Origin of the sequence: Aliidiomarina minuta (assembly GCF_003987145.1) — a bacterium.
GTDB lineage: Bacteria > Pseudomonadota > Gammaproteobacteria > Enterobacterales > Alteromonadaceae > Aliidiomarina > Aliidiomarina minuta.
On the sequence record NZ_PIPL01000004.1, the window covers coordinates 115,359 to 139,817 of the forward strand.

The 24,459-nt window shown below is 49.2% G+C and carries 24 protein-coding genes; 9 read left to right on the forward strand and 15 right to left on the reverse strand.

The genetic code is table 11. The annotated features are described in order from the left end of the window. Positions 1-651 precede the first annotated feature (651 nt). Together CWE09_RS13740 and CWE09_RS13745 are read left to right on the forward strand one after the other, a co-directional pair. Positions 652-1,317: a hypothetical protein gene (locus CWE09_RS13740; RefSeq protein WP_126804641.1), complete on the forward strand. Its 666-nt coding sequence runs from the start codon at positions 652-654 to the stop codon at positions 1,315-1,317. Positions 1,318-1,326: 9 nt separating this feature from the next. Beyond that, complete coding sequence (locus tag CWE09_RS13745) at positions 1,327-4,362, forward strand: zinc metalloprotease (RefSeq protein ID WP_126804642.1); 3,036 nt, start codon at positions 1,327-1,329, stop codon at positions 4,360-4,362. A 65-nt stretch (positions 4,363-4,427) separates the two neighbouring features. On the opposite strand, the gene CWE09_RS13750 is transcribed toward CWE09_RS13745, so the two are convergent. The 5 genes from CWE09_RS13750 to CWE09_RS13770 form a co-directional block, all read right to left on the reverse strand. After that, the gene (locus CWE09_RS13750) at positions 4,428-4,727 is read right to left on the reverse strand and encodes a TM2 domain-containing protein (RefSeq protein WP_126804643.1); all 300 of its coding nucleotides are present in this window, start codon (positions 4,725-4,727) and stop codon (positions 4,428-4,430) included. Positions 4,728-4,788: 61 nt separating this feature from the next. Next, the gene (locus CWE09_RS13755; protein WP_126804644.1) at positions 4,789-5,130 is read right to left on the reverse strand and encodes a hypothetical protein; all 342 of its coding nucleotides are present in this window, start codon (positions 5,128-5,130) and stop codon (positions 4,789-4,791) included. Next, positions 5,130-5,318 carry a hypothetical protein gene (locus tag CWE09_RS13760; RefSeq protein ID WP_126804645.1) on the reverse strand — a complete coding sequence of 63 codons (189 nt, stop codon included), beginning with the start codon at positions 5,316-5,318 and terminating at the stop codon, positions 5,130-5,132. The genes CWE09_RS13755 and CWE09_RS13760 overlap by 1 nt, the downstream gene beginning before the upstream one ends. Positions 5,319-5,321: 3 nt before the next feature. Next, positions 5,322-5,693, reverse strand: a complete 372-nt coding sequence (locus CWE09_RS13765) for a DUF805 domain-containing protein (protein WP_126804646.1) — start codon at positions 5,691-5,693, stop codon at positions 5,322-5,324. A 157-nt stretch (positions 5,694-5,850) separates the two neighbouring features. Then, entirely contained in the window at positions 5,851-6,465 is a 615-nt protein-coding gene (locus CWE09_RS13770; protein ID WP_126804647.1) for a TetR/AcrR family transcriptional regulator, read from the reverse strand. A gap of 299 nt (positions 6,466-6,764) precedes the next feature. Here CWE09_RS13770 and CWE09_RS13775 point away from each other — a divergent pair, with 299 nt between their 5' ends. Genes CWE09_RS13775 through CWE09_RS13785 form a run of 3 tightly spaced genes read left to right on the forward strand, consistent with a single transcriptional unit; the run spans position 6,765 to position 12,576 of the window. Continuing rightward, on the forward strand, positions 6,765-8,021 hold the full coding sequence (locus CWE09_RS13775; protein ID WP_126804648.1) for an efflux RND transporter periplasmic adaptor subunit: 1,257 nt from the start codon (positions 6,765-6,767) through the stop codon (positions 8,019-8,021). Positions 8,022-8,033: 12 nt separating this feature from the next. After that, positions 8,034-11,207, forward strand: a complete 3,174-nt coding sequence (locus CWE09_RS13780; protein ID WP_126804649.1) for an efflux RND transporter permease subunit — start codon at positions 8,034-8,036, stop codon at positions 11,205-11,207. Then, on the forward strand, positions 11,200-12,576 hold the full coding sequence (locus CWE09_RS13785) for an efflux transporter outer membrane subunit (protein WP_126804650.1): 1,377 nt from the start codon (positions 11,200-11,202) through the stop codon (positions 12,574-12,576). Before CWE09_RS13780 ends, CWE09_RS13785 begins: the two co-directional genes overlap by 8 nt. Before the next feature lie 24 nt (positions 12,577-12,600). Here CWE09_RS13785 and CWE09_RS13790 read toward each other — a convergent pair whose 3' ends face one another. The 7 genes from CWE09_RS13790 to CWE09_RS13820 all read right to left on the reverse strand — a co-directional run bounded on the left by CWE09_RS13790 (position 12,601) and on the right by CWE09_RS13820 (position 17,482). Next, a complete protein-coding gene (locus CWE09_RS13790) occupies positions 12,601-13,263 on the reverse strand; it encodes a DUF3047 domain-containing protein (RefSeq protein ID WP_198679804.1) in 663 nt (220 codons plus the stop codon). A gap of 101 nt (positions 13,264-13,364) precedes the next feature. After that, positions 13,365-13,895, reverse strand: coding sequence for a carboxymuconolactone decarboxylase family protein (locus tag CWE09_RS13795; RefSeq protein WP_126804651.1), 531 nt, complete (start codon positions 13,893-13,895; stop codon positions 13,365-13,367). A 14-nt stretch (positions 13,896-13,909) separates the two neighbouring features. Further along, the gene (locus tag CWE09_RS13800; protein ID WP_126804652.1) at positions 13,910-14,797 is read right to left on the reverse strand and encodes a GNAT family N-acetyltransferase; all 888 of its coding nucleotides are present in this window, start codon (positions 14,795-14,797) and stop codon (positions 13,910-13,912) included. Further along, complete coding sequence (locus CWE09_RS13805; protein ID WP_126804653.1) at positions 14,742-16,361, reverse strand: NRDE family protein; 1,620 nt, start codon at positions 16,359-16,361, stop codon at positions 14,742-14,744. Before CWE09_RS13805 ends, CWE09_RS13800 begins: the two co-directional genes overlap by 56 nt. After that, positions 16,349-16,837, reverse strand: coding sequence for a hypothetical protein (locus tag CWE09_RS13810; protein WP_126804654.1), 489 nt, complete (start codon positions 16,835-16,837; stop codon positions 16,349-16,351). The genes CWE09_RS13805 and CWE09_RS13810 overlap by 13 nt, the downstream gene beginning before the upstream one ends. Before the next feature lies 1 nt (position 16,838). Next, positions 16,839-17,090 carry a hypothetical protein gene (locus tag CWE09_RS13815; protein ID WP_241974385.1) on the reverse strand — a complete coding sequence of 84 codons (252 nt, stop codon included), beginning with the start codon at positions 17,088-17,090 and terminating at the stop codon, positions 16,839-16,841. Positions 17,091-17,092: 2 nt separating this feature from the next. After that, positions 17,093-17,482, reverse strand: a complete 390-nt coding sequence (locus tag CWE09_RS13820) for a hypothetical protein (RefSeq protein ID WP_126804655.1) — start codon at positions 17,480-17,482, stop codon at positions 17,093-17,095. 82 nt (positions 17,483-17,564) lie between these two features. On the opposite strand from CWE09_RS13820, the gene CWE09_RS13825 reads away from it, so the two are divergent. The 3 genes from CWE09_RS13825 (at position 17,565) to CWE09_RS13835 (ending at position 19,713) form a co-directional block, all read left to right on the forward strand. After that, a complete protein-coding gene (locus CWE09_RS13825) occupies positions 17,565-18,485 on the forward strand; it encodes an AraC family transcriptional regulator (protein ID WP_126804656.1) in 921 nt (306 codons plus the stop codon). A gap of 95 nt (positions 18,486-18,580) precedes the next feature. Continuing rightward, positions 18,581-19,009, forward strand: a complete 429-nt coding sequence (locus CWE09_RS13830) for a thioredoxin family protein (protein ID WP_126804657.1) — start codon at positions 18,581-18,583, stop codon at positions 19,007-19,009. Between the two features lie 2 nt (positions 19,010-19,011). Then, the gene (locus tag CWE09_RS13835; protein WP_126804658.1) at positions 19,012-19,713 is read left to right on the forward strand and encodes a cytochrome c biogenesis CcdA family protein; all 702 of its coding nucleotides are present in this window, start codon (positions 19,012-19,014) and stop codon (positions 19,711-19,713) included. Positions 19,714-19,723: 10 nt separating this feature from the next. On the opposite strand, the gene CWE09_RS13840 is transcribed toward CWE09_RS13835, so the two are convergent. Next, positions 19,724-20,740 carry a sensor domain-containing diguanylate cyclase gene (locus CWE09_RS13840; RefSeq protein ID WP_126804659.1) on the reverse strand — a complete coding sequence of 339 codons (1,017 nt, stop codon included), beginning with the start codon at positions 20,738-20,740 and terminating at the stop codon, positions 19,724-19,726. 137 nt (positions 20,741-20,877) lie between these two features. Here CWE09_RS13840 and CWE09_RS13845 point away from each other — a divergent pair, with 137 nt between their 5' ends. Then, positions 20,878-21,906 carry a DUF726 domain-containing protein gene (locus tag CWE09_RS13845; RefSeq protein WP_126804660.1) on the forward strand — a complete coding sequence of 343 codons (1,029 nt, stop codon included), beginning with the start codon at positions 20,878-20,880 and terminating at the stop codon, positions 21,904-21,906. A 46-nt stretch (positions 21,907-21,952) separates the two neighbouring features. On the opposite strand, the gene CWE09_RS13850 is transcribed toward CWE09_RS13845, so the two are convergent. Both CWE09_RS13850 and dkgB read right to left on the reverse strand, forming a co-directional pair. After that, positions 21,953-23,479, reverse strand: coding sequence for a methyl-accepting chemotaxis protein (locus CWE09_RS13850; protein ID WP_126804661.1), 1,527 nt, complete (start codon positions 23,477-23,479; stop codon positions 21,953-21,955). Between the two features lie 124 nt (positions 23,480-23,603). Next, positions 23,604-24,404, reverse strand: coding sequence for a 2,5-didehydrogluconate reductase DkgB (gene dkgB, locus CWE09_RS13855; RefSeq protein ID WP_126804662.1), 801 nt, complete (start codon positions 24,402-24,404; stop codon positions 23,604-23,606). Positions 24,405-24,459 lie beyond the last annotated feature (55 nt).

Genomic DNA, 24,459 nt, shown 5'->3' on the forward strand with positions numbered 1-24,459 from the left:
TACACGCGACTACTTATGATATGAAATATTAATCAACAAAGGATGTTAACTATGCTAGTTCAATTGAGAATGGGCGCTATAGTGAGATTGAGTAGGTTGCCACTATTCTTTAGTATTCGTCGGCTTGTAAATAAACTCTCTATAGTCATTTTTACAGCAATTACTTTATCTATGACTGCTTGCTCCACCCCCGAGGACGTTGAATTGTGGATCGATACAAATCCGTATTATGGGACACTTATTATAAGTGTCCAAGCAGTCATGAATGACGTAGTGGTCAAGGATATTATCGTTAATCGGGGAAATTGTGGATTTCCAGATGGAACCAAAACAGATCTGGAACGGACTGTTCAATTATCATTTGGTGAGTCGTACCGAGCATATTCTCATCAGTGCAGCATCAATGACGTACTCGAAGTAGAAGTTGTTACAAACAATGGGCATAGTTTTTTCGATTTTTAAAAAATTATCAACTAATTTAAGTGGTTAGGGACCTTAAATGTTGAAGGAAGAGAGCGAAGGGTTAAAGTGTGGTCGGCGATTTCACATTAGATACGGTAATACTCAAAGCTCAGGTTGTATAACATATAGGTTATTCTGCCCCTGATATTTCTGAGCTATTATCGTTGCTTCATAAAGAGGAAATGATGTATGCCAGTATCTGCTTTATCTAAGCTTGCCCTCATCAGTATGCTTTGCTTCTCACTGGCAGCCTGCTCTCAGTCTGAAAACAATAATGGGGCCCAGCGGGACGTCTCTGCGAAGCTGCCTTTGCAGCTGAATACGGACATTGAGGGCATTATGCTAAGTGGTACTTTTGCTGCCCCTGATGAGTTGCGTTTGCAGCTGGCTACGCCGCTGGTGAACTGGCCACAGTCGACAACGACTGAAAATTATTCAATTCGTATTAATGACGCTTCTGAGTCTATTCCGGTAACGGTGCGTGAAGTGAGTAAAGGGCCGCTGCATTTTTCTATTGCGGTGCCTGAGGGCGATCTTCCCATTGAAAAACTAGCGCTCTACGACAATGGCACTCAATTGTATGCGGTGGAAGCGACTCAGATGTTGCCGCCGCAGGACGAATGGCTGCCCCTGGTGCAGTTGGAACAGCAACAGGATCAGCTTTGTCTGACCTGGCCGGAGAGCCTGTTTGACGAGGCGTCTTTGCTTTCTCTGAATGAACAACAGCGCCTGCAGTTGCGAAAACAGTCTGCGGCAAGTCCTCTATGCCTTGAGGCTAAAGCCTCAGCGCACACCCAGTGGCGCGTAAATTTACGCACCTCGTTATCAGCTGTACAGCTGATTACCTACCCGTAGTGTGGCCTGATGAGAAAAAATAACTCAACAATAAGAAAAGCGATATCGGCACCGTTGTTGGCGGTTTCTTTTACGTTGTTGCTTGCGGCCTGTGGTAGCGACAGTACGCGAAGCTACGACATTACCACCTCAATCAGTACCGGAGGCTCTATTGCTCCCCGACAGATGACGGTGCAAGAAGGGCGGTCGGCGAGTTTTACGGTCGGAGCACGCACAGGTTTTGAAATTGCGAATGTGAGTGGCTGTGGAGGTCAGTTAAGTGGCAGCAGCTATACCATTAACGAGGTCACTAGGGATTGTGAGATCAGTGCGACCTTTGAGCAATTGACCTTTGAGTTAGTCGCAGAATTGCATTTTGGCGAATCGCCTGGTGGCTCTGATGTGCCCTCTATTACTCCCGAAAGCAGTGTTGTTGATTACAACGAGCAGCAGGTGTTCGTGCTGACGTTACCGGATTCACAGTGGTCTTTACAGGATATAGAGGGTTGTCCTGTTGACAGTATTGAGGCGCAAAACAGTTTTGAAACTGAGCTGTTAATAACCACGGATCCTATTGTAGAGGCCTGCATACTCAATCTCTATATAGATGCGCCAGCTTCTGATCTTGAAGTTGAACTGACGTTCAATGTTTTTAACGGCGAGGCGCAAGTACATGGTGAGCGCAAAGAAGCCGCAAGCTTCCGTTATGGCGAAACCGTTACTATTGATTTAATGCCTTATGGTGAACGCAGCCTGAGGGATTTTAATGCCAGCGGCATTGGTGGTTCCTGTAGCATTGAGCGAGACGGCAACTCGGTTTCTCTGGTGGCTACAAACGACTGCTGGTTATATGCTCTTTTTATGGCTCCTGAGGACCATGACTTCGCCGATGACCACTTAATGCAGGGGTTTCGCGATGCACTTGCTTTGCAGCCTGAAGAATTTCTTACTGAGGAACGGGTGGCGTCGGTTGATTCACTGCGGCTTCTTCATCAGGGCAACCGTATACATAACTTAAGTGGTATTCAGGCAGCCAGTAGTTTGCGGGATTTTTCATTTGAGACCAGTTCCGCGGATCTTGAAGCACTGGCGGCTTTACCCCTCGAGCGTTTGCACATTGAGTATCGTGGTTCGGCCAACATCGAACCCCTGGCAGGACTGCCGTTAACTGAGCTGTCGTTGCTTCACCTGGATGCAGAACCAGAAAGTTATGAGGCCTTGCGTCAATTGAGTCACCTTGAATCTTTAAACTTAAGTTATAACCGCAGACTACATCGGATTGATTTTGTTGAAGCCATGAGCCAGCTTAATACGCTGATACTGACTCAGACAGGGCTGCTTGATATTCGTCCAACACTGGACTCTGGTTTACCCCATCAGGGAAGTTATGGCTATTTGAGTGTTAACGGCTGTGCCAGTCTGCAGCAACCCGTCACGCGTGATGTTATCGATGAACTGCGACAATATAGTGTAGAAACTTCAGTCAGCAGTTCATCGAATTGGTCACTCTGCCCGTCGTCAGATCAATATTATGAAGGCAACCTGAGCGCGAGTTTGCAGGATACTAAGCTGACGCTGTCCTGGGATACCAATGCTGAGGGCGATCTGGACTGTGCTTTGTATTTCAATCTGCATGCTCAGCAACCCAGGGTTATGGATATACTGGTAGAAAGTTGCGGAACAGCAGGGTCAACGACCCTGGATGTGCAACTTGATATACAGACCTTGGATCTCTACCTTGAAGATGGTCTGTTTCCAAACCCGGCACACGTAGCGTCAACCCTGGTGGATAACAGTGCCAATGATAGCAGCAAACTGCGTTTAGCTGCGGTTGACTGGGGACAAGTAACTTTTAAATCCAACCCTTACCTGGTGCCGGAGCGCAGTGCCTTACTGCGGGCGCATATGATTGCCGATGGCAATCCAGAGCCTCCTGAGCTGGAAGTTCAGTTGCGTCTCAACGGCGAGAGCCAAAGCTTAAGCATGACGGCACCTGAAGCCATTTCAACGGCGCCTGTTTATGATGCGCTGGACAGTAGCTATCAGGTGCAAATGCCAGCAGAGTGGATGCAGGCTGGTCTTGAAATCGTTATCAGCATGGATGATGATGTGATATATCGCGCTACTCCGAGTTTTGCGGATCCTTTAAACCTCTATATTACTATTGTGCCTATGGTCGTGGACGGCGTGGAGCCGACCATCCCATCTGACGCGGTGTTAAGAGAGACAGTCAAAACCTATTGGCCGTTCAGTGATGTGATCATTGAGCGCCGCGATCCCTTTATTGTTGAGCGCGAAGGAGAGAGCCTGGGGGCTCATGATTTGCTGTATATGCTCAGAGATTTGCATGCGCAAGAAGGAGCTCAGCATCACTACCATGGCTTCTTTAACCTGGATACCCTAGGCACACAGGACGCCGCTGGAGTTGCCTTTATGCCTGGCGTGGTGGGAGTTACCTGGGATGCCTCCTGGGGAGTGCATGGCACTTTTGCCCATGAGTTAGGCCACAACTTCAGCATTGGCCATATTGCCTGCGGAGGGCCGACCAGTGTAGAGGTCAATTATCCTTATCCACCTGAATTTATAGGCAGTGTGGGTGTGGATTATGACTTCGGACGGACCTATGGCAGCGAAGACTATGCGGATATCATGAGTTATTGTCGGCCGCGTTTTATCTCGGACTGGGTTTATGAAAAAGCTCAGGACTATCTGACGATGAATCCGCCTAAGCCTTTTACCGCGAGCCAGGACTTCGACGTGATGACCTTATCTCAGCCGGTGTTTAGCACCTATATCAGCGGTGTGATTGATCAGGTGAAGGGCGAAACTGAAATACTCAGTCATTTCGAGCTGAACAGAGCCGCAGGCCGGGAAACTTTTGGGCCATTCACGTTGATCGCAACGGACAGCCAGGGGCAGCAGATTGAACGACGTTTTGCGGTTGAACAGACCTCTGAGAGCACCAGCCAAAGCAATGGGTATTTCAACGTCCAGGTACCGACTGTGAATATCCGGCATATCCAGATACGTTATCAGGGGCGCGAGATTTTGACTACGCAATTCTAGAGAAAGCCCGAGAAGGAATATTCTGGGGCTTCACGTTATTTATTTCAGGTGGTTATTGACCAGGGTCAGCTTGGGCCTCCGTATTTCTGTTCCCATTGTTGATCGCCACTGACGAGAAATACAATAGCCTCGATAAGAGCGATAAATGAAGGGATGAAGGTCCAGAAGAATAACAAGTAAAAAATCCCCCACCATTGACCGAGATAAAATCTGTGTATACCAAAGCCTCCCAGGAAAAGAGCGAGTACACCGGCAACTACTTTGTTTTTCCCCTGGCCGGTAGCCGATTGTTGACGAGCTCCGCAATGCGGGCAACTGATGGCGCTTTCGTGCAGCTCTTTGCCACAGCCTCTGCAATAAATCATAGTTATGTATTCTCAGTGTTAGTAGAAAGGCAGCAACTGTTCGCTGCTGCCTTTCTGGTCTTTATAAACCGAAAACTTCGACATAGAAATGTTCTTTGTCGTCGGTTGGAGTTACGGTGTATTCAATAGGTGCGGTATCAGAACGACCTTCCACCTCCAGGGTCATTTCTGCAGCACATTCAAAATAACCAACATCTTCGTCACGCGAGAGCGTGCGAATCATGTCCAGTGATAATGAAAATGAGTCTGCAGTTTCGCGGCCCACCGCATTAGCTAATTCATCTTTTGTGATTTCGAAAACCAACTCATGAGTCTCATCTGAGCTGCAGTCAGGTGTTGCACCACTGCATGCGGAAAGACCCGCTGCGAGGGCTAAAACCGAAAGATACTTTATTTTTGACATTATGAATCCTTATTAGCTTTGCTGGCACATACCGTGCCGACGATAGATAAAGCAATACCATAAAGTAAACCAAGAAGGCCAAAACCTGCGGCGGCTTCAAGGTCTATCTCAATAGTTGCTAAAAGGGCTAGAAGCAGGAGAGAAAATAGAACAATACCGATAATGGACATTATTTTAATAGTTTTCATTGCCTATTCACTCGCTAACTTAGGATCAGAACCATAGTCATTCTCACCTTGAGTGCCGTCTAGCAGCATGAAGATGAAAATTATGATTGAGCCTATTAAAGGGATCAGCATAAGCAAAGCCATCCAGCCACTGCGATTGGTATCATGTAAGCGACGTACCAAAACAGCTAGTGATGGGATAAGTAATGCCAGGAGATAGATAGTGGTAATAAGTCCAATACCTGTTTCAGCATGCAATGTGCCTAACACACCATCAAGAACAATGGCCAATACATAGAAAATTGCGTAAAACAGCGCAAACATCCAATATTCCTTGCGACGAGCGCGGCCTTGGAAGACAGCGTAATTCTGAACCACTTTTAAAAACCACTTCATATTATTTCCTTTCTGTTTTTTATAAAATTAACATGAAGCCGGATGAGGCCATTTGATGGAATTGTCACAGCGCAGCATCCTTGCTTCATTGCCTATCATTTACGATTTCTTTACAAACTGCAACTCATTCGTAAGGAGTTTGTTTGTGGGGGGCTTTTTATTGCGGAAAATTTTGTAGTGTCAGCTCTGCAACTTCTTTTAACTGTTCCGAAGAAGCGCCGTTGGTGGCTTGAATAGCCATTCCCTGAACCACAGTACCGAGGTAGCGGGATAATACTTTGGCATCCACATCGGCTGGCAGGTCACCTTCTTTTTGAGCTTGAAGAAAACGATTATGCAGGGCTTCCCCGCCTTCACAACGCAGTTCAATCAATGCTTTTTTAACTGAGTCGGACTCTTCGCTACAGGAAAGGGCGCCCTGAACGATGACACAGCCCTGAGGGTGGTCGCTATCAGCCATGCTGCAGGCGGCACCATATAATATACGTTCTGCAACTTCATAAGCTGTGGGCTGTTTCAGGGCTGAGTAGAAAAAGGCTCCAGGACGTTCTTCATAGAGTTTTATAGCTTTTAGAAAAAGCGCTTCTTTGTTACCAAAAGTGGCATATAAGCTGGGTTTATTGATGCCCATCGCCTGGGTCAAATCAGCCATAGAGGTGCCTTCGTAACCTTTACGCCAAAAGACATCCAATGCCTGCTCCAATGCGTTATCCACATCAAAAGCGCGGGGGCGGCCGACAGAAATACGACACTTCTTTTTGCAAACCGACATATAAATGCTCCTGGAAAATACTCTGTTACATTTTAAGGAGTCGATGGTGGTTTGTCCATCAAAGTTGCTTACCGACTAGTACATAATGCTTACTTATAGCCTGTTCCTGGAGTGTTTGCACGACTTCGCGGATAGTTGATTTGCTTTTGTGTATCGGCTTACTGCATCATAGACATTAATTACCACTTGGTACAAAATTATCTTGACAGTCTCTTTGTGTCGTATATATTTACCGTTTGGTACAAAATTAATCGGCAGGTGTTCACGTTAAAACGGTGGGCACACATTAAGGACTTGTCATGGGTAAACACAATTTGGTTATAAAATTTTTAACTGCGGGCGTCGCTGCGCTGATAATGACGGCATGTGGCAGTCCACAGATGGAGGCGTCAACAGAGCAACCGCTGCCTCAGGTTAAGGTTGCTTCAGTGATTCATGAGCGGGTGACCGAGTGGGATGAATTCACTGGGCGCTTGCAGGCTCCTGAGACGGTAACTCTGGTACCACGGGTTTCTGGTTATATTCAACGGCGGCATTTTGTGGAAGGTGCGCTAGTCAGTAAAGGCGATTTACTTCTGGAGATTGACGCAGCGCCTTTTGCAGCAGAAGTCGCCCGCATCAGCGCTGAACTGGAAAGCGCGCAAAGTGCCAGCAAACTTGCGCAGAATGAATACCAAAGAGCGGAAAGCCTGCGTGCGCAACGAGCGGTGTCTGATGAAATTCTGGAAACTCGTCTGGCACAAAAACAACAGGCTCAGGCCAGGGTTGCTGCTACGCAAGCGGCCTTGCAACGAGCTGAGCTGGATCTGAGTTATACCCGAATTAAGGCTCCTATGGATGGCCGCATATCCTATGCACAGGTGACCGCTGGCAACTACGTAACGGCGGGACAGACACTGCTTACCAGCCTGGTTTCCACGCAAAAAATGCATGCCTACTTTGATATTGATGAACACAGCTACCTGAAATACGCTCAGCTTGCCTCGCAAGGCAAACGCGCTGATACCCGCAGTGAGCAGCAGCATAGCAATCCCGTGTTTATGGCGTTGATGACGGATACTGATTATCACCATCTGGGGCGTATCGACTTTGTTGATAACAGAGTCAACCAACAAACCGGCACCATACGCCTGCGTGCGGTTTTTGAAAATGATGACGATCTGCTGTTACCTGGGCTTTTTGCCCGCATTAAGCTGGCTGGCAGTGCTTCCCGTGAGGCGATATTAATTGATGATAAAGCGATAGGCACCGATCTCAGCAATAAATTTGTATTCGTGTTGAATGGCGACAATGAACTGGAATACCGCAGGGTGACTTTGGGCAATAAAGTCGGTGGGCTGCGCATTATTGATGAGGGATTGGAGGCAGGCGATGCCATTGTGGTCAATGGCCTGCAACGGGTTCAGCCAAATATGATGGTGCAGCCGGACTGGAACGAGATGGCCACTGAGCAACAGTTAGATGGTCTGCGCATGACGCAGGAATTATTAGACACTGGCAGCCGCAGACTTACTGCCCGGATTGAATATGACAACGCATATTCAGCAGATCGTTAATAGGGGCCTTGTATGTTTTCTCAGTTTTTCATTACCCGGCCTATTTTCGCTGCGGTTATCTCACTTATTTTCTTTATAACGGGCGCTATCGCAGTCTGGCAGTTGCCTATTACCGAATATCCGGATGTAGTGCCACCCACGGTGGTGGTGACCGCAAATTATCCTGGGGCTAACCCTCGGGTCATTGCAGAAACAGTAGCTTCTCCGTTGGAGCAGGCTATTAACGGTGTGGAAGACATGTTGTACATGTCTTCTCAGGCGACTTCAGATGGGCGCATGACGTTAACGGTTACTTTTGCCATAGGCACTGATGTGGATCGTGCGCAGAATGAGGTGCAAAGCCGGGTCGACAGGGCAACACCCCGTCTGCCGGAAGAAGTGCAGCGGCTGGGTATTATTACGCAAAAGTCGTCACCGGATTTGACGATGGTGGTGCATTTAACATCGCCCGATGATCGCTATGACATGCTCTACCTGTCGAATTATGCTGCTTTGAATGTGAAAGATGAATTGTCCCGTATTGAGGGCGTGGGCAATGTTGAGCTCTTTGGTGCAGGTGAATACAGCTTACGTGTGTGGCTTGATCCTAATCGTATGGCGGCTTTAAATTTGTCGACCCAGCAGGTGATTGCCGCCATTCGTGAGCAAAACCAACAGGCCGCGGCCGGCAGTTTAGGTGCGCAGCCGAGTGGCTCTGCAGACTTTCAGCTGCTGATTAATGTCAAAGGTCGCCTGGAGACAGTAGAAGAGTTTGAAGACATTATTATTGATGTTGGCCCGGCAGGTGAAATCAGCCGCCTGAAAGATGTTGCCCGCATTGAACTGGGCGCTTCTACCTATGCTTTACGCTCTTTGCTGGATAATAAAGAAGCCGTGGCCATGCCGATTTTCCAAGCTTCAGGTTCTAACGCTATTCAGATTTCTAATGATGTGCGTGCACGGATGGGTGAGTTGTCAGAAGATTTTCCGGCGGGGCTGGATTACTCCATTGTATATGACCCTACGGTCTTTGTGCGGGGGTCGATAGAAGCGGTTATTAAAACCTTGTTGGAAGCCGTCCTACTGGTAGTGCTGGTTGTGGTGTTATTTCTGCAGACCTGGCGTGCTTCTATTATTCCTCTGGTTGCGGTGCCCGTTTCTCTGGTTGGCACTTTCGCCATCATGCACTTACTGGGTTTTTCGTTAAACGCGCTATCGTTATTTGGTTTGGTGCTCGCTATTGGTATCGTGGTGGATGATGCCATTGTGGTGGTTGAAAACGTGGAGCGTAATATTCGGGAAGGGCTGGCGCCCGTTGCGGCCACTCGTAAAGCCATGAAAGAAGTAACAGGCCCTATAGTGGCGACTACCTTAGTGCTGGCCGCGGTGTTTATTCCAACCGCTTTTATGAGTGGGTTAACCGGCCAGTTTTATAAACAGTTTGCATTGACTATCACTATCGCCACCTTCATTTCAGCCATCAATTCTTTGACCTTAAGTCCGGCGTTGTCGGCATTGTTACTGAAAAGCCCTGATGCGAAAAAAGACTGGCTGACACGAGCTCTCGACCGGGTATTCGGCCGCTGGTTGTTTGCGCCTTTTAATCGCTTTTTTAGTAGTTTATCAAATGGCTATGGCTGGCTGGTGAAAAAAGTCATTCGTTTTGGTGTTGTGGTGGGTGTGCTTTATGTGGCGCTGGTGGGTGTAGCCGGGCTGCAGTTAATATCAACACCGACCGGTTATGTGCCAGAACAGGATAAGCAGTACCTGATAGCTTTTGCACAGTTGCCGGATGCTTCTTCACTGGAGCGCACCGATGCTGTAATCCGGGAAATGTCAGAAATTGCCCTGCAGCATCCTAGCGTTGAGACTTCTGTTGCTTTTCCAGGTTTGAGTATTAATGGCTTTACTAATAGCCCCAGCAGCGGCATTGTTTTTGTTGGTTTAAGTGACTTTGATCAGCGCACTGCGCCTGAATTGTCAGCCGCAGCCATTGCCGGTGAACTGAATGCTGCTTTTAGTGGCATTGATTCGGCATTTGTAGCTATTTTCCCACCGCCACCGGTGATGGGATTGGGCACCATTGGTGGATTCCGGCTGCAGTTGCAGGATCGCGCGAATCTCGGTTACGAAGAACTCTACCGGGTGACCTCTGAAGTGATACAAAAAGCCTGGGCAACTCCAGAGCTGGCAGGTGTTTTTTCCAGTTATCAGGTGAACGTGCCTCAGTTGGATCTGAATATTGACCGCACCAAAGCCAAACAGCAGGGAGTATCGCTGAACGAGATCTTTCAGACACTGCAGGCTTATATGGGCTCTGTGTATGTGAATGATTTTAATCAGTTTGGTCGTACCTATCAGGTCAATATCCAGGCGGACGAGCCCTTTAGGCAGGATCTGAATCAGATACGTCAGATGAGAGTGCAAAACCAATGGGGAGATATGGTGCCGCTGGGGTCTTTTATTGATATTCAGCACAGCACAGGCCCTGATCGGGTGATGCGTTATAACGGTTTCACCACCGCAGAGATTAACGGTGGGCCTGCACCAGGATTCAGTAGTGGTCAGGCGGAAGCGGCCATAGAGCGCATTTTGCTGGAGACGCTACCAAATGGTGTGACTTATGAGTGGACAGAACTGAGTTATCAGCAAATTCTGGCAGGTAACGCTGGGCTACTTATTTACCCGCTGGTTATTTTGCTGGTCTTCATGGTACTGGCGGCTCAGTATGAGAGCCTTAGTTTGCCCCTGGCGATTATTCTGATTATTCCGATGACTTTATTGTCGGCGATGAGCGGCGTGCTCCTCTATGGCGGAGATAATAATATCTTCACTCAGATAGGCTTGATAGTGCTTGTTGGTTTAGCCACTAAGAACGCTATTTTGATCGTTGAATTTGCTAAAAGCCTGCAGGATCAGGGCATGCAGGTTATGGATGCGATTTTGCAGGCGACCCGGCTTCGTTTGCGGCCCATACTGATGACCTCCTTTGCCTTCATTATGGGGGTAGTGCCTATGGTGTTCTCCACAGGGGCAGGTGCAGAAATGCGCCAGGCCATTGGTGTGGCTGTGTTCTCGGGCATGATCGGGGTTACTGTTTTTGGCTTAATACTGACGCCATTGTTCTATTACATGCTGGCAGTCCGGGCGGATAAAAAGCCTGAAGCTGAGCAGGGTACTTTGTTACAGGAGAAGCCGCATGCGTAATTTTAAAGCCGCAGGGCTGCTATTTTCACTGCTGTCTTTAACTGCCTGTGCGACGGTTGGGCCTGACTATGCACAACCAGAGCAGGTTGCTGATATTGATTTCAGCAGTCCTTATGAACAGCCGCAGGACGTTTTAAAGTGGTGGCAGGCGTTTGCAGATCCCCACCTTGATGCATTAATAGATATCACCTTGCAGAACAATCGCACATTGGCCAGTGCAAGCGCCAATGTAGAGCGTGCCTATGCGGTTTTCACTGATGTGGATAACGACTTCATGCCCGATCTGGGTCTGGAAACCGGTTATCAGGCAAACCGTAATGCTCTTTTTGCAGGCGGAGATCAGGTACTACGCGGTTACCAGAGTGGGGCGCGTTTGAGCTGGGACCTGGATCTGACTGGCAAATTACGACGGGCAAGTGAAGCGGCGGCTGCACAGGCTGACTATGCAGAAATTCTGTGGCACGACGCGCAACTGCAACTAGTCAGTCAGGTAGCCACCAGTTACGGTGAATACCGCGGTGCCCAACTGCGCTTACTGGTAGCACAGGAGAACCTGCAAAACCTGCGTCAGAGTCAGGACATTATTATTGCCCGTTATGAAGCGGGCATGGCTTCTGAACTGGAAAAAGCTCGTTTTGCAGCCCAGGTACATGAAGTCGAAGCGCTGGTGCCTGATTTTGAACTGGCCTTGCTGACGGCTGAGCTCACCTTATCGGCACTGTCCGGTCAACGCCCTGAGCAACTTGAACTGGGTGAAGTTGCCATGCTTCCGGGGCTACAGGGGCCCGTGGCCATCGCAAATGGTGAGAACTATTTGCGCTATCGTGCGGATGTGGCCAGTGCCGAACGTTTGCTAGCGGCGCGTACCGCAGAAATTGGTGTTGTCACTGCAGACTTATACCCCAATTTATCGCTGAATGGTTTTCTGGGGTTTGCCTCCACTCCGGGCCTGTCTTTGGGCTCGGAGCAGCGCAGTTGGGCGGTAGCTCCTACGCTCAGCTGGCAGGTTGCGGAACTGAGTTCGGTGCGCAGCCGCATACAGGCCGCTAATGCCAGTCAGCGCATGGCATTGGCTGAATTTGAGCAAAGTGTATTTGATGCGATTGCGGATATGCAGTTGTCGTTGCACAGTTATAATCTCAGTCGCCAGCAACAGTTAGCTCTGGAACAGCAATGGAGTGCAGGCAATAATGCAGTGTCTCTGGCGCGAGCCCGTTATCAGGCAGGAGGTGCTGAGTTTCTGGAATTACTGGAGTCAGAACGGGAGCTGTTACGCAGCAGCGATCGCCTGGCTCAGGTGGAGCAGCAAAACTTCGCTCGCTTGATTGATATATATAGAAGCTTTGGTGGGGGCATCAAATTACTATGAATATTCGGTATATCTAGGTACGTGCTATTGAATGTCAGCTTCGCGAGCATGCACCCGAATCGAACGATAGGCGGCGGTAGCGGATGAGTTGCTGTTGTCGCAGTCGGTCATGATGGCGATGGCGTTTATTTTATCCGGGGCTTCGCCGTGAAAGTTGATGAAGTCTTCTTTCATGTCCCGGGTTTCGGTGTGCCATTCACCGTCTTCGGGAACTCCCTGACGTTGCGCTATCATGTGTGCCTGGCTGGCGAAGGGGTTGGGCCAGTCCTGGCCAACTGGGGTATGTTGGGTCCAGACGTAGTTCAGCGCGCGGGTGCGCCAGCGTAATATAGAGTGTTCGCGCAGCACATAAATACGGGCGGCGAAGTCGTCGCCGCGTTTTTGTTGTTCATCATCAGTGTCCGGAAATTGAGTGATGCGCCACTCCCAGCTGATCATGGGGGTCTCGTCTAAATCAATGTCACCACGGTAAAATAACCCTGAGGCCTGTCCGTCCTGGCACTGGGCTAGCACATGGGCTGGCTCGCGGTCACCGAACTGCTCATCAACCAATAGATATTGAGTGTGACCTTCAAAAGAATGGGAGTCCCATTTTATGATGTCTTCGGCCTGCCAGTTCAGGCTGGCCTGCGCACTGCCAACAGCAGCAGCCATTGACAGTAATATCCAGTGATACGATTTTTTCATTCGGCTGTGCCCTTTATATGTATGGCTGCTGGCATTCCTATCGCTCTTGACCAGAGCAACTGGAATGCCAGTTTAGTCAGAGTTCAGAATAAAGCATGCGCTTATTTGAACTGCTCGTCGACAGGCGTTTGCGCCATGTAATTAGTGTAATTGCTCAGGGTTTTCTGGCCTATGACTAAAATCACTTCGAGCACTTGCTGCTGCTTGTAGCCGGCGTCATAGAATTGTTTTACTGCGGACTCATCAACTTTGCCCTGTTGTTTAATCATGGCCTTGGTAAACTGACGTAAGCCCTCGAGTTTGTCGTCCTCAAGTTTCTTATCATTCAGAATAGCCTGATTAAGCTCATCAGATACGCCCATTTGCTTGGCAATGGCGCTATGCGCTGGCTGGCAATAATGACAGTTATTTACAACATTCACGGTTTGCCAGACCACGGTCAGTTCTTCTTTGTTGAGGCTGGTTTTATTGGCCAGATTATCCAGCGTAAGATAAGCCTCGAGTAGCTGAGGCGCTTCGGCCATGACGCCATATAAATTAGGAATGAAGCCAGCGGCCTGTTCCGCTTTTTCCAGTAAGCCCTTGCTGCCTTGTGGGGCACTGTCTTTTGTGTGGATATTAAAATCAGTCATATTGTACTCCATCGTTAAGTTAACTTTTGACGTAGTTGAGGGTTTATCTTGGCTACCGGCACGATAATGCTAAGTTCGTAAGCGTCGGCAAAGTCATCGTCCAACGCGGCATCGCCGAACCAGATATGTGACCCCAGCGATAAATACGATTGTAAAATCCTGGGTATCTGGTTGCCGGTAGCGGCTAATTGCTGCTGCAAGTATTGAATACGGGGCCTGTCGTTAAGAGATGTGGCCGCTGTAAAATCAAGTCTTGCCTGGGTTTGATAGTTGAGACCGGGTTTGGCTGTCATCAACGGCTCAGGTGGTGCATACAGCTGCTGACAGAAGGTGATGATAATATCCAGGGCTTCTGGCCCGAGGCTTTTATATAAAGAAACATTACCGAAAAAGTAGTTGACCTCTTTTCGTTGTGCAAGCAAAGCATTTAACCCAGCCCAGAGTGCAAAAAATCCAAACCGGGCGGCACCTGCCTCATGGTTGACTACTGAGCGACCCAGCTCAATCGACTGTTTCAAAACACGACTACTAAAAAAGTCACTGTAGTCGAACAGCTGCGCCGTGCGTAACACCTCAATATTTGCCATCGCATCTCTGCCGGGCTTAAAACGATAGAGCGCAACTATCTGCAAACGATTAGGATCCCAGACCACGAGCTGAAGATAACTGGCGGGACCAAAATCACGGGCATCGGTATCCCGGGTTAAATTTCGCCCCGCTCCGGCCTGGCGAAAAGTAGCCTCACGAATGCGGCCCACTTCATTCATGGTTATGGGTGCCTCGTCGGCCTGCAGCACGTAGACCCGCAGGCCACGAAACTCAGTCAGCGCGCTGAACGAATCCAGTTCACGCTGAAGGTCTTGGCTTTGCTCGGCGTGAGCAAGGGGGACGTCGAAAGTCATGGTTTACCTCGTTAAAATGTCGGGGCAAGGCGTAACTGCGTGCTTTGCACCATTGCATACGCTGTTGGTCGTTAACGCCACAGGCCTGCAGCTCAATGGGCTGCATCGGCACATCAATAAAAAACTGCGGTCGCCGGATATATGGTTTAAGGGTTTCGCGGGGCAACAGCAGCATTTCCAGGTTAAGCCTGATTCCCAGCAAATTACGCACTTTATGAATGCAGTAGAACAAAGATGAATTACGTGACTGTATAAACATAGGCACTAACGAGCGTCGATAGCGTAGTGACAAGGTGGCTATGCTTTTTGCCCAGGCACCATCATCTAACTCTCCATGCACAGAATAGCGCGCGGTTTTACCCGCTGGAAAAACCAGTAAGGGAGCTTTACCGGCAAATGCCTGAGTAACGGCGGCTGTGGATGCTTTGCGCGCTTCAAATACAGAAACAGGAACAATCAAGTCTTGTAAGTGACTTAAAGTCAGCAAAGCGTCATTGGCGATGACCCTGAGGTTAGGGTAGCGTTTTTGCAGCGCTGCGATTGCTATTAAACCGTCCACGCCCCCGGTGGGGTGATTGCATACAAATACGAGGCGGGCATTAGCATCAGGCCATCTCATCGCTTGTAACTCAGGTTCCACGCCGAGCAATTGCAATGCCTTGTCTGCCACACGATCCGGCGGCACCGAATCCAGTTTTTGCAGTAATTTATTCAGCCTTTTTTCCGCAATCAACCAGCGTAAGGTCGCCCATTTTATAGGGCCGAAAGACTGAGCAAGCTGGGGCTGGTATGTGTCCAGAAGGGTCTTGCTGCTGACCCGAGAAACCCTGCTTACAGGTTGGCTGGATGAGGCCAGTTTAACCATCAGATCTTCACCGGTTTCCCTGCTTAAGGCTTCAGGGTAGCCGGGCCAGTAGCACATGCTGCCAAAATGCTGGCCTATGGTTATATGGGTCACACTGATCGTCTGAGTGGTTGCACGCCGCATGGCGATTCCAAACGCTGAGCCTAAAATGCCTCGGGAAGCGTGTAATTTTTTGAGAGCCTCAAGACCAGCATGAGCTGGTAATTTTAACCGTGCCCAGGTGCGTCGAAGCCAGGGCGTCCAGCGCGGAGCCAGGCTTGAACTTGAAACAGGAGAGCGGGGCGCCAGAATATGACGCAGTTGCTTCCCGTCCCAGTTGAACTGTACAGGCTCATGAAAACGGTCAAAAATAAGCAGGATAAAAGGGCGATATGTTGTCAGTGCCCTGGGTTCAAGACGAAGATTAATGGCGTCCCAGTTCGCACAGTGGGCAAGGTTTTTGATTAGCAGTCCCCGGCTTGTGCTAGCCGTCTGAGTCTGGGCCTGATGCTGGTAATTATTCAGCAGGCAAAATACAAATCCTTTATCATTAAAAGCGGTCCAGCTACCACCTCCCTGGGGATCAATCGGCATAGCGGCGCTTATACCCTGAGCTTTAAAAAGTTCTGGTCCGCTCGCCGATGCACGGCTGTTCTGCTCGTCGCGGTTGATCAGGACGTGCAGTTTATGAGCTTCAAAACACCAGCTTATGGTGCACATTTTTGCTGGTACTCCAAAGTGGATGCATGCACACCGATGGAGGGCTCTGCCTCAACACCAAAGTCAGTCATGATGATGCGAATGAGTGCCAGGTGGTGGATGGTATGACTGCATACAAAATCCAGTTCCCGGGCCAGGTTGGTGGCTAACCTTGTTGTTCCTGATTGATAGATCAAAGGGTGAGCATAGGGAGAATCAATGGCACCTAGTGTCTCTTGAATTTCATCAATCCGTGTTAATGCCGCCTGAGGCTGTGTTTCCAGAATGGGATCTCTTCTGCGTTCTGAATAATCAAGCAGTCCATTTTTAAGCGCCAATATGAGCTGAGAATAGTGTTCCAAAACATGTCGGCTGTGGCGGCCGATGCTTGCCTCCTGTGGTAGCTTTGAGGCGGCTGCATATTGACGGTCACCGAGCTCGGCAATCACATCTTTTAGTGCATTTAACTGAGCCAGATTGGTAGTTATTAGTTCCATGTTATTCAGGCTCCTGTGCTGATTGGTCTCCAAAATTCTGAGCAGCGGCACTGAAAGAAGATACGCAGAAAGGTACCAGGAAGTTCAGGTACAGATTGATCCAGTCAATGGGGGCCTGTTGAAAAATGCTGTCAGACTGGTTAATCAGGTTCAGTAAACTACCGACTACCAGAGATACCAGGGCAGCTCTTCGCAAAATAGAAAAAGAAAAAAGTACGCGCAAGAACGGTCGAATCTGGTATCTCATCATCATTATTATTTCATTATATTGCGTAGCGCACGGGTTAGTTTTTGCTGTCCTTCAGGGGTATCGAGATCGGTTTTTGAAAAATACAGGTAATTATTGTCGGCATCAGGCAAGAGTCTTCGAATTTGCGACTTTGCCTGGTCGTGGGTCAGCAGGCTGGCGAATACAAGGGGTAAATCAGGCGACGCTGCTCGCAGTTTATCAACGACTTCTTTTGCTGATAGTGGCAGTGCGGACTGCAAGGCTAACGAAACGACTGCGGCCCTGGCTGTTTTACCCAGGCGCTTAAGGTCGTCTTCATTTTCTGCCGCGGCATAGGTGAGCTGCGCGGCGGATAAAAAAGGTTTTACCTGGCTAACAATGAAGGGATGCGGACGAGCTAAGAGTATATCTGGCATTACTTTTTCCTTGTTAATGTATAGACTAGCCATATTCGTTAATAACTATCCGTTATCTTAGATACTCGGAGTACTGATAACCATGACCGAAACAACGGTGCAATCAACCAAAACAACGGAAGCTGTTGATAAGCTACTTGGCGAACTGGCATTTGGCTCGAGTTTGTATTTTGAATCGGGTTTCTGTAATAGCTGGAATATGCTTACTGAAAAGTCCGATAAGGCAGGGCTGCATCTGATCACTCAGGGCCATATCTGGTTTGCCATGCCGGGTCAGCTGGAAACTCAATTTAAAATGGAGGCGGGCGATGCGTTGTTCTTAAGCCATGGTTTCCGGCACTGGCTAAGCGATGAACGGGTGCAGGCTGAGCAGGCAGGAAGCGACATGACGCAGGTTTGTATTCCAGAGCACCTGGAGCAGGGGCTGGTTTGTTATGACGTAGATGTCAGGTCATCCTTAACTAAAACTTTGTTTGAATTGATGCCGGATTATATTCATTTGCCGGCTAGTAAGCAGAGTGATCAGTTGGCGCAACTTATCGCCATAGTTCAGGATGAGGCGGCAAGGCAGCAGCCAGGTTACTCGGTAGCAGTCAGTCGGCTAAGTGATGTTATTGTGCTGCATTTAATTCGCCAGGTATTAACAGACGAGAGCATTGCCAGTGGTCTGCTTAATGCGTTGCGGGACGATGTGCTGAGGAAGGTATTGGTTGCCATGATGGGTGACCTGACTCAGGAATGGACGGTGGATGCCATGGCGGCAACCGCCTTTTTGTCACGAAGTGCCTTTGCCGAGCGCTGTCACAAAGTGCTAGGGATGTCACCGAAACATGTGATTGATACGCTGCGCCTGCAGCACGCCCGCCATTTACTGATTCATACCCAGGACACTATTGACAAGATAGCTGAGTCGGTCGGCTACCAGTCCGCAACAGCATTTATTCGCTTTTTTAAACAGCGCGCAGGATGCGCCCCGGGTGAGTATCGACAACTGCAGGCATAAATGTGAGTTTGGTTGATCCTGCAGGCGTTTTGGTCAATGCTAATTATTGGCCCGCCCCATAGACTTCAAAGGTCTTTAATCTTTGGAGTCTTATTATGAAATATATTCTAAGTGCAATCGTTGGATTCTGTGTTGTTGCGGCAAGCGCAATTTGGTTTAGCACGGCATCTGCTTCTGATACCTACCTGAAAAACTTTAAGCATAGTTTTACCGAGAGCGCCTATGAACAGGCAAAAGAGGACAATAAGTTAGTACTTATTGACGTCTATGCCACCTGGTGTCCTACCTGCCGTCGTCAGCAAGATGTGCTGAATGACTACTTTGCAGAGAACCCGGATAGTGAAGTGGTGGTGTTTGAGGTCGACTACGATGATCAGAAAGAGTGGGTCAGTTACTTTCAGGCACCGCGCCAGTCAACTCTGGCGTTGTATCGTGGTGACGAGCGACTTTGGTTTAGTGTGGCACAAACCAATAAAAGCGCTATTTTTGAGGCGTTAAACGAGCATGACGCAGGGGGTCAGTAAGCATGGAGCTTACAGCTATTCCGCTGGCGCTCGTCGCGGGCGTGCTTAGCCTGCTGTCACCCTGTGTACTACCCATGGTGCCGGCAGTCACGGCTTCAGCCATGCGCGCATCACGTTCGGGGATATGGTTCTTAGGCTTAGGGCTGGCGCTTACTTTTGCTTTGGGCGGCTCGGTTTTAACTTATCTCTTTATGAGCATGGGAACGACCCCTGATGTGCTGCGTCATTTCGCTGCGGGGCTTATGCTGGTGATGGGCTTTGCCTTAGTGAACAGCCGTTTGAACATGTTGGTTTCTACTGGTTTGTCGCGCATGATTAGCTACTTGCCCAATGGCGGTAATATTCAGGCGGATTCGTCCCATCCGGCGTTTCAGTTTGTGATTGGCGGGTCGTTGGGTTTAATCTGGTTACCCTGTGTGGGTCCAACCTTAGGGGCTGCCATTGCGCTGGCATCGACCGGTGAGCATCTGACCATGTCTTTCTTAGTGATGCTTGCTTTTGGTATAGGTACGGCGGCACCTCTGATTGCTATTGGTTATTTTGCAGGGACTAAAATTCAGGCGTTGAGAAGCTCGGCCAAAGTGGGTCGCCTGGTATTAGGGTATGCTTTGCTGGTCATCGCTTTGATGATATTCACAGGCTTTGACAAAGTACTTGAAACCATTGCTATCGAATATCTGCCGGACTGGGTTACCCGCATCTGAGCAGGTTAAGCTATTCCGGGGCCGCGACCTGCGTGGTTGCTCGGCCCTGGCCTTTGGCCTGGTACATGGCTTTGTCAGCGGCTAGCAACAGGTTGTCATCCAGGTTTGCCGACTTTACCTGAATACCAATGCTTAACGAGCATTCAGTCGCTATCGGCTGGGAGAGTTTCTTAAACTGTTCACGCAGGCGTTTGGCAGCCTGTTGTGCGTTTGCAACAGTAGCGTTACTAAGAATCCAGAAAAACTCATCGCCTCCCATACGTGCACAAATGTCGGTATCCCGGCTGCACTGTATCAATGCCTGGCCGAATGCGGTTAATAGATCGTCGCCGACAGCGTGACCATGTTTGTCATTAAGTTCTTTGAAGTTATCCAGATCAATAGCTATTACAGCAACTGAGCTTGATTCATGTTGCTGCTTTAATTCTGTCCAGCGGCTTTCAAAACCACGACGGTTCAGCAGTCCGGTGAGACTGTCGGTATTGGCCTTTTGAGACAACTCTTCGGAGTGTAATTTAACTTTGCGTAAACGTTTTCGGGTGCGTTCATAGCGTTGCGATAAGCGCGAGATGTTATGCCACTGATCAAGTTGCAGGCTGATAGCTTCTGCCAGTAACTCAAGCTGCTGTGTAGCCTCAGGAGATAAGCTGTGTTGCCTGGAGCTGGTCGCACACAGGCTGCCAATGACCTGTTCTGAGTTACGCACTGGCAACACCACAAAGGTTTGCATGCCTAAGGAAGCCCCTGTGCTATGCGGATACTCGTCTTTTACCCGGGTACTGATAATTGAATCGTTGTTAAAGAGTAAGCGACACATAGAGTCCGACCAGTCGAGTTCAGTACCGGAGTCGATCTGGATGTCTTCGCTGCCTTCAACCCAGATAACCTGCTGACGTTGTTGCACGGCATCTATGTAAGTGACAAAAATAGTCTCCAGGCCGGTTATCAGGCTGGCTAATTTTAGTAAGGGTTGTATCGACTTTTCTAACTGTAAGAAAGAGCCGGAAAACTTATCAGTTCGGCGCATGAGTCTATATGTACCCTAATGCTACTTCGTGGTTAATCTTCTATCGTTAGCATATCCTTTTGTAAAGATAAATGAATAATTAATTGATTTGCCTGTAAAAGCTTGAAATATCTTTTAAAGAGACTCATCTTCATAGCATGGACACAATAAAAAATCTGGCTGACTACAGCGCCGCTTTGAAACTGCAGCAACAATCTCCGCTTAAACGGCGGAGACGTTGGGGTGTGCTTGCCGGTGGTGCTGTGATTGGTGGCCTGGGAGCTGCTTTGATGGCGCCGACAGCTGCTGCAGCAGTGGCTGCCGGAGGCGCGGCTAAGATTGGCTTTGGGGCGGGCTTATTTAAAACCGCCGGGGTTATCTTAGGCTCCAAAAGTCTGACGGCCGCGATGGGCGGTTATAAGGGCATGAGCCTGGCGCATAGTTATTTTCGGGACGTGCAGAACTTCGACTTTATACCTTTGACGGAAATAGATGAAAGTCAGCCGCACCAACTGATAGTGATTAATGGTTTTCTCAGTGAAGATGATCGTGAGTACGCCGACTGGCGCGATGCGTTGCAAGCTTCAAACGTGACCCAGCCGACCTGGTTGTTGAGCTGGGAATCGAAACGTTTGCGCGAGCTGAGCGGCACTTTTACCGGGCTTGGTGTGCAGAGTCTGATGAGGGGCAGTATACGTAGTTTGCCTATAGGTCTGGCGTCTCATGTGGCGGATAATGCCTGGCATGGTGCGCAAATGAATGCCCGTAAAGCCGGGCTTTTGTTAGCAGAGGCTATTCGACAGACCCCCGACACTCGTTACAGCATTATCGGCCACTCCTTAGGCGCCCGTGTGGCTTTTTATGCCTTGCAGTCGCTGGCTGGTACGGCTGAGCCAGGCGCTGTGCCGCGGGTTGAGAATACTATTTTACTGGGCGCCGCTCAGGGTCGTAGAAATCACCTTAAATGGCAAAAAGCGGCGGCGGCCTGCAGTGGTCAGCTTATTAACTGTTACTCCGACCGGGATACTGTGCTGCGCTGGATGTACCAGGGCATTAATGCAGGCATGTCGCGTCCGGCGGGTCTGGGCACAGCACCTTCGCCAGTAGTTAATCTGGATTGTTCAGACCTGGTTGCAGCTCATACCGACTGGAAGCGACACTTACCTGAAGTGCTTAAGCGCTGTTAATCATCCCACACGGGCGCGAAGTCGGGATCAATAGGAGGCTGTACAATTAACGGCGGAAACCGATACGAAAGCCGCCCCAGTGTTTGCCCCTGATGAAAATTGGAACCGACAGGTCATGCAAAATTTCCCCTGTGTCGCGCTTATAGGTCTGCAGTAACATAGGTTGCGTATTGCTGCCACAGCGACTGCCCGTGCGGTCGCTGAAAATACGCTTGCTGCGGTTATGAATCAGATCCTGTTCGTAGTTGCCGGTAAGCGGCTGACTGAATTTTTTATTGTGGGTGGGGAAGTACCCTTTACGATCGACGGCCCCTGCATACATAATATTTGCGTGGTGCTGCAAAACAGGCTCCTGAATATCTGCAAAGTGGTCATCGCTGAAGCTGTCATAATCGGTGTGATATTTTTGCGGGTTGGTGCCTTTAATAGGGCGATAGTTCTGACTGAAAACAGCAGACTCGCTTAGCTCCCCGGTTGCAATTGCGTCTTCAAATAAATCGCTTATGGCCTTGGCGGCGCGCTTTGCTTCTTCTAAAACAGGTGCATAAAAGCTATTGTCACTGACTTGACTTAACTCCAGATATATAGTTTCAGTTTCTTCGGATAAGCTTACCGCCTGATCCGCGATTGTCTGTCCTTTGTTTTCTATGTCGTCAAGTGTCTTCGTAAGGTTGACGACTGACTGGTTCATCTGACCGCTGGTTTCATATAAACCGACCGAGACCTGCTCTATTTGTTCAAGCGTTGTAGAAGCCGAACTGATTTGTTGATTGATTTTATTAAAGCCACTGGCTGTCTGCTGCAACTCTTGCTGTACCTGATCACTGTTAACTTTGAGTTGTTGCATGAGTTCCGCGCTTTGCTGACTTTGATCACGGATATCGCTGAGCATCGAAGTGATTTCCTGTGTTGCCCCGGACGTTTTAGCTGCCAGGTTGCGGACTTCGTCGGCGACGACCGCAAAACCACGCCCCTGTTCTCCTGCCCTTGCTGCTTCAATAGCGGCATTTAACGCGAGCAGGTTGGTCTGTTCAGCTACCTGCGTAATGACTTCCGTGATTTTCTGAATATTATCGGCGCTGCTGCGTAGTTGATCGAGTTTTTCAGCAGTGTGGGTAATGAAATCCGCCAGTTCGTTAATACGGCTAACCCCTTTCTGTAAACGCTCATCGGCTTCTGCGGTAGAGGACGCGGTATGTTGCAGCGTGTCCGTAATGCTCTGCATGCTATGACTGAGCTGATTGCTGGTGCTGGCTAGTTGCTCGCTGGCGCCGCCAAGTTCGGTACTCGCCTGACTACTATGCTGGATTTCATTGATTAGCCCGTCGATATAAAATGAAACTTCGGCGGCGCCGATGGCCAGTTTAGAAGTGGCTTCATTGATGCTTTTAATATCAGGCTCGGGCGCAACGTCAATCTGAGTCTCTGTTTTACCAGGGCTGAACTGAGAGGGCAGAAAAATAGCAACACCTGCCACAATAGTCACCAGCACGACAGAAAGCCAGGCGGGGACATTAAGCCAAAGCAGAACGATCTGCGACAGCACCACAAGCAAAACACCCAGATACTTCATAAGTCAGCTCCAGCCAGAACAGAATGATCATCTTTTGTAGCACAACCAGTCTGAATAGGCTGTCTTCTACGACTAAAGTCTGTGCCCAGACTGGCCGTAGTTAACCTGGAGTGTTTAAGCGCCGTTAATCATCCCACACGGGTGCGAAGTCCGGGTCAATAATACGCTCGCCTCTGTCGAGTGAATTTATCTGGTGCATCTGATTCTGAGTCAGGTGCAAATGCTGGGCATCAAAATTACTGCGCAGGTGTTCTGGTTTAATGGTTGAAGGAATCACCGCGCGTTTGTTCTGTAACAGCCAGGCCAGCGTAATAGCCGCTGGTGAGGTGTCATGCTCTTCGGCTATTTGTTGCAACGTGGGCTCCTGCATGACTTTACCCACAGCGAGCGGCATATAAGCGGTGACGCGAATGCCCAGCTCATCACAGCGGTTGGCAACGGCGCGATTCTGCATAAAAGGGTGCATTTCGATCTGGTTGGTCAGGATGTTTTCTGCACCTACATGGCCGGTAGCCTGGCGTAATAAATCCAGGGTGAAGTTAGACACGCCAAAGTTACGGATCAGACCGTCCTGGCGCGCTTTCATTAAAGCATCCAGGGTTTCTTTTAAGGGCACTTCGTTATTGGGGGAAGGCCAGTGGATCAATGCCAGATCCAACTGTTCTTTTTGCAGTTGATCAGCGCTGCGGCGCAGGCTGTCCAGCAGCGCGTAATGCTCAAGATCTTCATACCATACTTTGGTGGTGACAAAGACTTTGTCTTTCGCCACTTTGGACTGATTCAGGGCCTTGCCAACGGCGTCTTCGTTGCCGTACATGGTGGCGGTGTCGATGTGCCGATAACCGATGTCCAGTGCTTGTAATACCAGGTCAGTCAGTTGTTTGCCCTGAATACGAAAAGTGCCAAAGCCTACGGGTTCAAACATAGTTCCTCCACAAAAAATATGAATAAACTAAATATAGAAACCGCGCAGGACTTTG

Bases quoted from the DNA above. Each gene is read 5' to 3' on its own strand.
- CWE09_RS13795 (WP_126804651.1), bottom strand. From the start codon at position 13,895: ATGACTGATTTTAATATCCACACAAAAGACAGTGCCCCACAAGGCAGC.
- dkgB (WP_126804662.1), bottom strand. From the start codon at position 24,404: ATGTTTGAACCCGTAGGCTTTGGCACTTTTCGTATTCAGGGCAAACAA.
- CWE09_RS13740 (WP_126804641.1), top strand. From the start codon at position 652: ATGCCAGTATCTGCTTTATCTAAGCTTGCCCTCATCAGTATGCTTTGC.
- CWE09_RS13845 (WP_126804660.1), top strand. From the start codon at position 20,878: ATGGACACAATAAAAAATCTGGCTGACTACAGCGCCGCTTTGAAACTG.
- CWE09_RS13835 (WP_126804658.1), top strand. From the start codon at position 19,012: ATGGAGCTTACAGCTATTCCGCTGGCGCTCGTCGCGGGCGTGCTTAGC.
- CWE09_RS13770 (WP_126804647.1), bottom strand. From the start codon at position 6,465: ATGTCGGTTTGCAAAAAGAAGTGTCGTATTTCTGTCGGCCGCCCCCGC.
- CWE09_RS13780 (WP_126804649.1), top strand. From the start codon at position 8,034: ATGTTTTCTCAGTTTTTCATTACCCGGCCTATTTTCGCTGCGGTTATC.
- CWE09_RS13850 (WP_126804661.1), bottom strand. From the start codon at position 23,479: ATGAAGTATCTGGGTGTTTTGCTTGTGGTGCTGTCGCAGATCGTTCTG.
- CWE09_RS13810 (WP_126804654.1), bottom strand. From the start codon at position 16,837: ATGGAACTAATAACTACCAATCTGGCTCAGTTAAATGCACTAAAAGAT.
- CWE09_RS13815 (WP_241974385.1), bottom strand. From the start codon at position 17,090: ATGATGATGAGATACCAGATTCGACCGTTCTTGCGCGTACTTTTTTCT.
- CWE09_RS13830 (WP_126804657.1), top strand. From the start codon at position 18,581: ATGAAATATATTCTAAGTGCAATCGTTGGATTCTGTGTTGTTGCGGCA.
- CWE09_RS13775 (WP_126804648.1), top strand. From the start codon at position 6,765: ATGGGTAAACACAATTTGGTTATAAAATTTTTAACTGCGGGCGTCGCT.
- CWE09_RS13755 (WP_126804644.1), bottom strand. From the start codon at position 5,130: ATGTCAAAAATAAAGTATCTTTCGGTTTTAGCCCTCGCAGCGGGTCTT.
- CWE09_RS13765 (WP_126804646.1), bottom strand. From the start codon at position 5,693: ATGAAGTGGTTTTTAAAAGTGGTTCAGAATTACGCTGTCTTCCAAGGC.
- CWE09_RS13760 (WP_126804645.1), bottom strand. From the start codon at position 5,318: ATGAAAACTATTAAAATAATGTCCATTATCGGTATTGTTCTATTTTCT.
- CWE09_RS13745 (WP_126804642.1), top strand. From the start codon at position 1,327: ATGAGAAAAAATAACTCAACAATAAGAAAAGCGATATCGGCACCGTTG.
- CWE09_RS13840 (WP_126804659.1), bottom strand. From the start codon at position 20,740: ATGCGCCGAACTGATAAGTTTTCCGGCTCTTTCTTACAGTTAGAAAAG.
- CWE09_RS13790 (WP_198679804.1), bottom strand. From the start codon at position 13,263: ATGAAAAAATCGTATCACTGGATATTACTGTCAATGGCTGCTGCTGTT.
- CWE09_RS13800 (WP_126804652.1), bottom strand. From the start codon at position 14,797: ATGACTTTCGACGTCCCCCTTGCTCACGCCGAGCAAAGCCAAGACCTT.
- CWE09_RS13820 (WP_126804655.1), bottom strand. From the start codon at position 17,482: ATGCCAGATATACTCTTAGCTCGTCCGCATCCCTTCATTGTTAGCCAG.
- CWE09_RS13805 (WP_126804653.1), bottom strand. From the start codon at position 16,361: ATGTGCACCATAAGCTGGTGTTTTGAAGCTCATAAACTGCACGTCCTG.
- CWE09_RS13825 (WP_126804656.1), top strand. From the start codon at position 17,565: ATGACCGAAACAACGGTGCAATCAACCAAAACAACGGAAGCTGTTGAT.
- CWE09_RS13750 (WP_126804643.1), bottom strand. From the start codon at position 4,727: ATGATTTATTGCAGAGGCTGTGGCAAAGAGCTGCACGAAAGCGCCATC.
- CWE09_RS13785 (WP_126804650.1), top strand. From the start codon at position 11,200: ATGCGTAATTTTAAAGCCGCAGGGCTGCTATTTTCACTGCTGTCTTTA.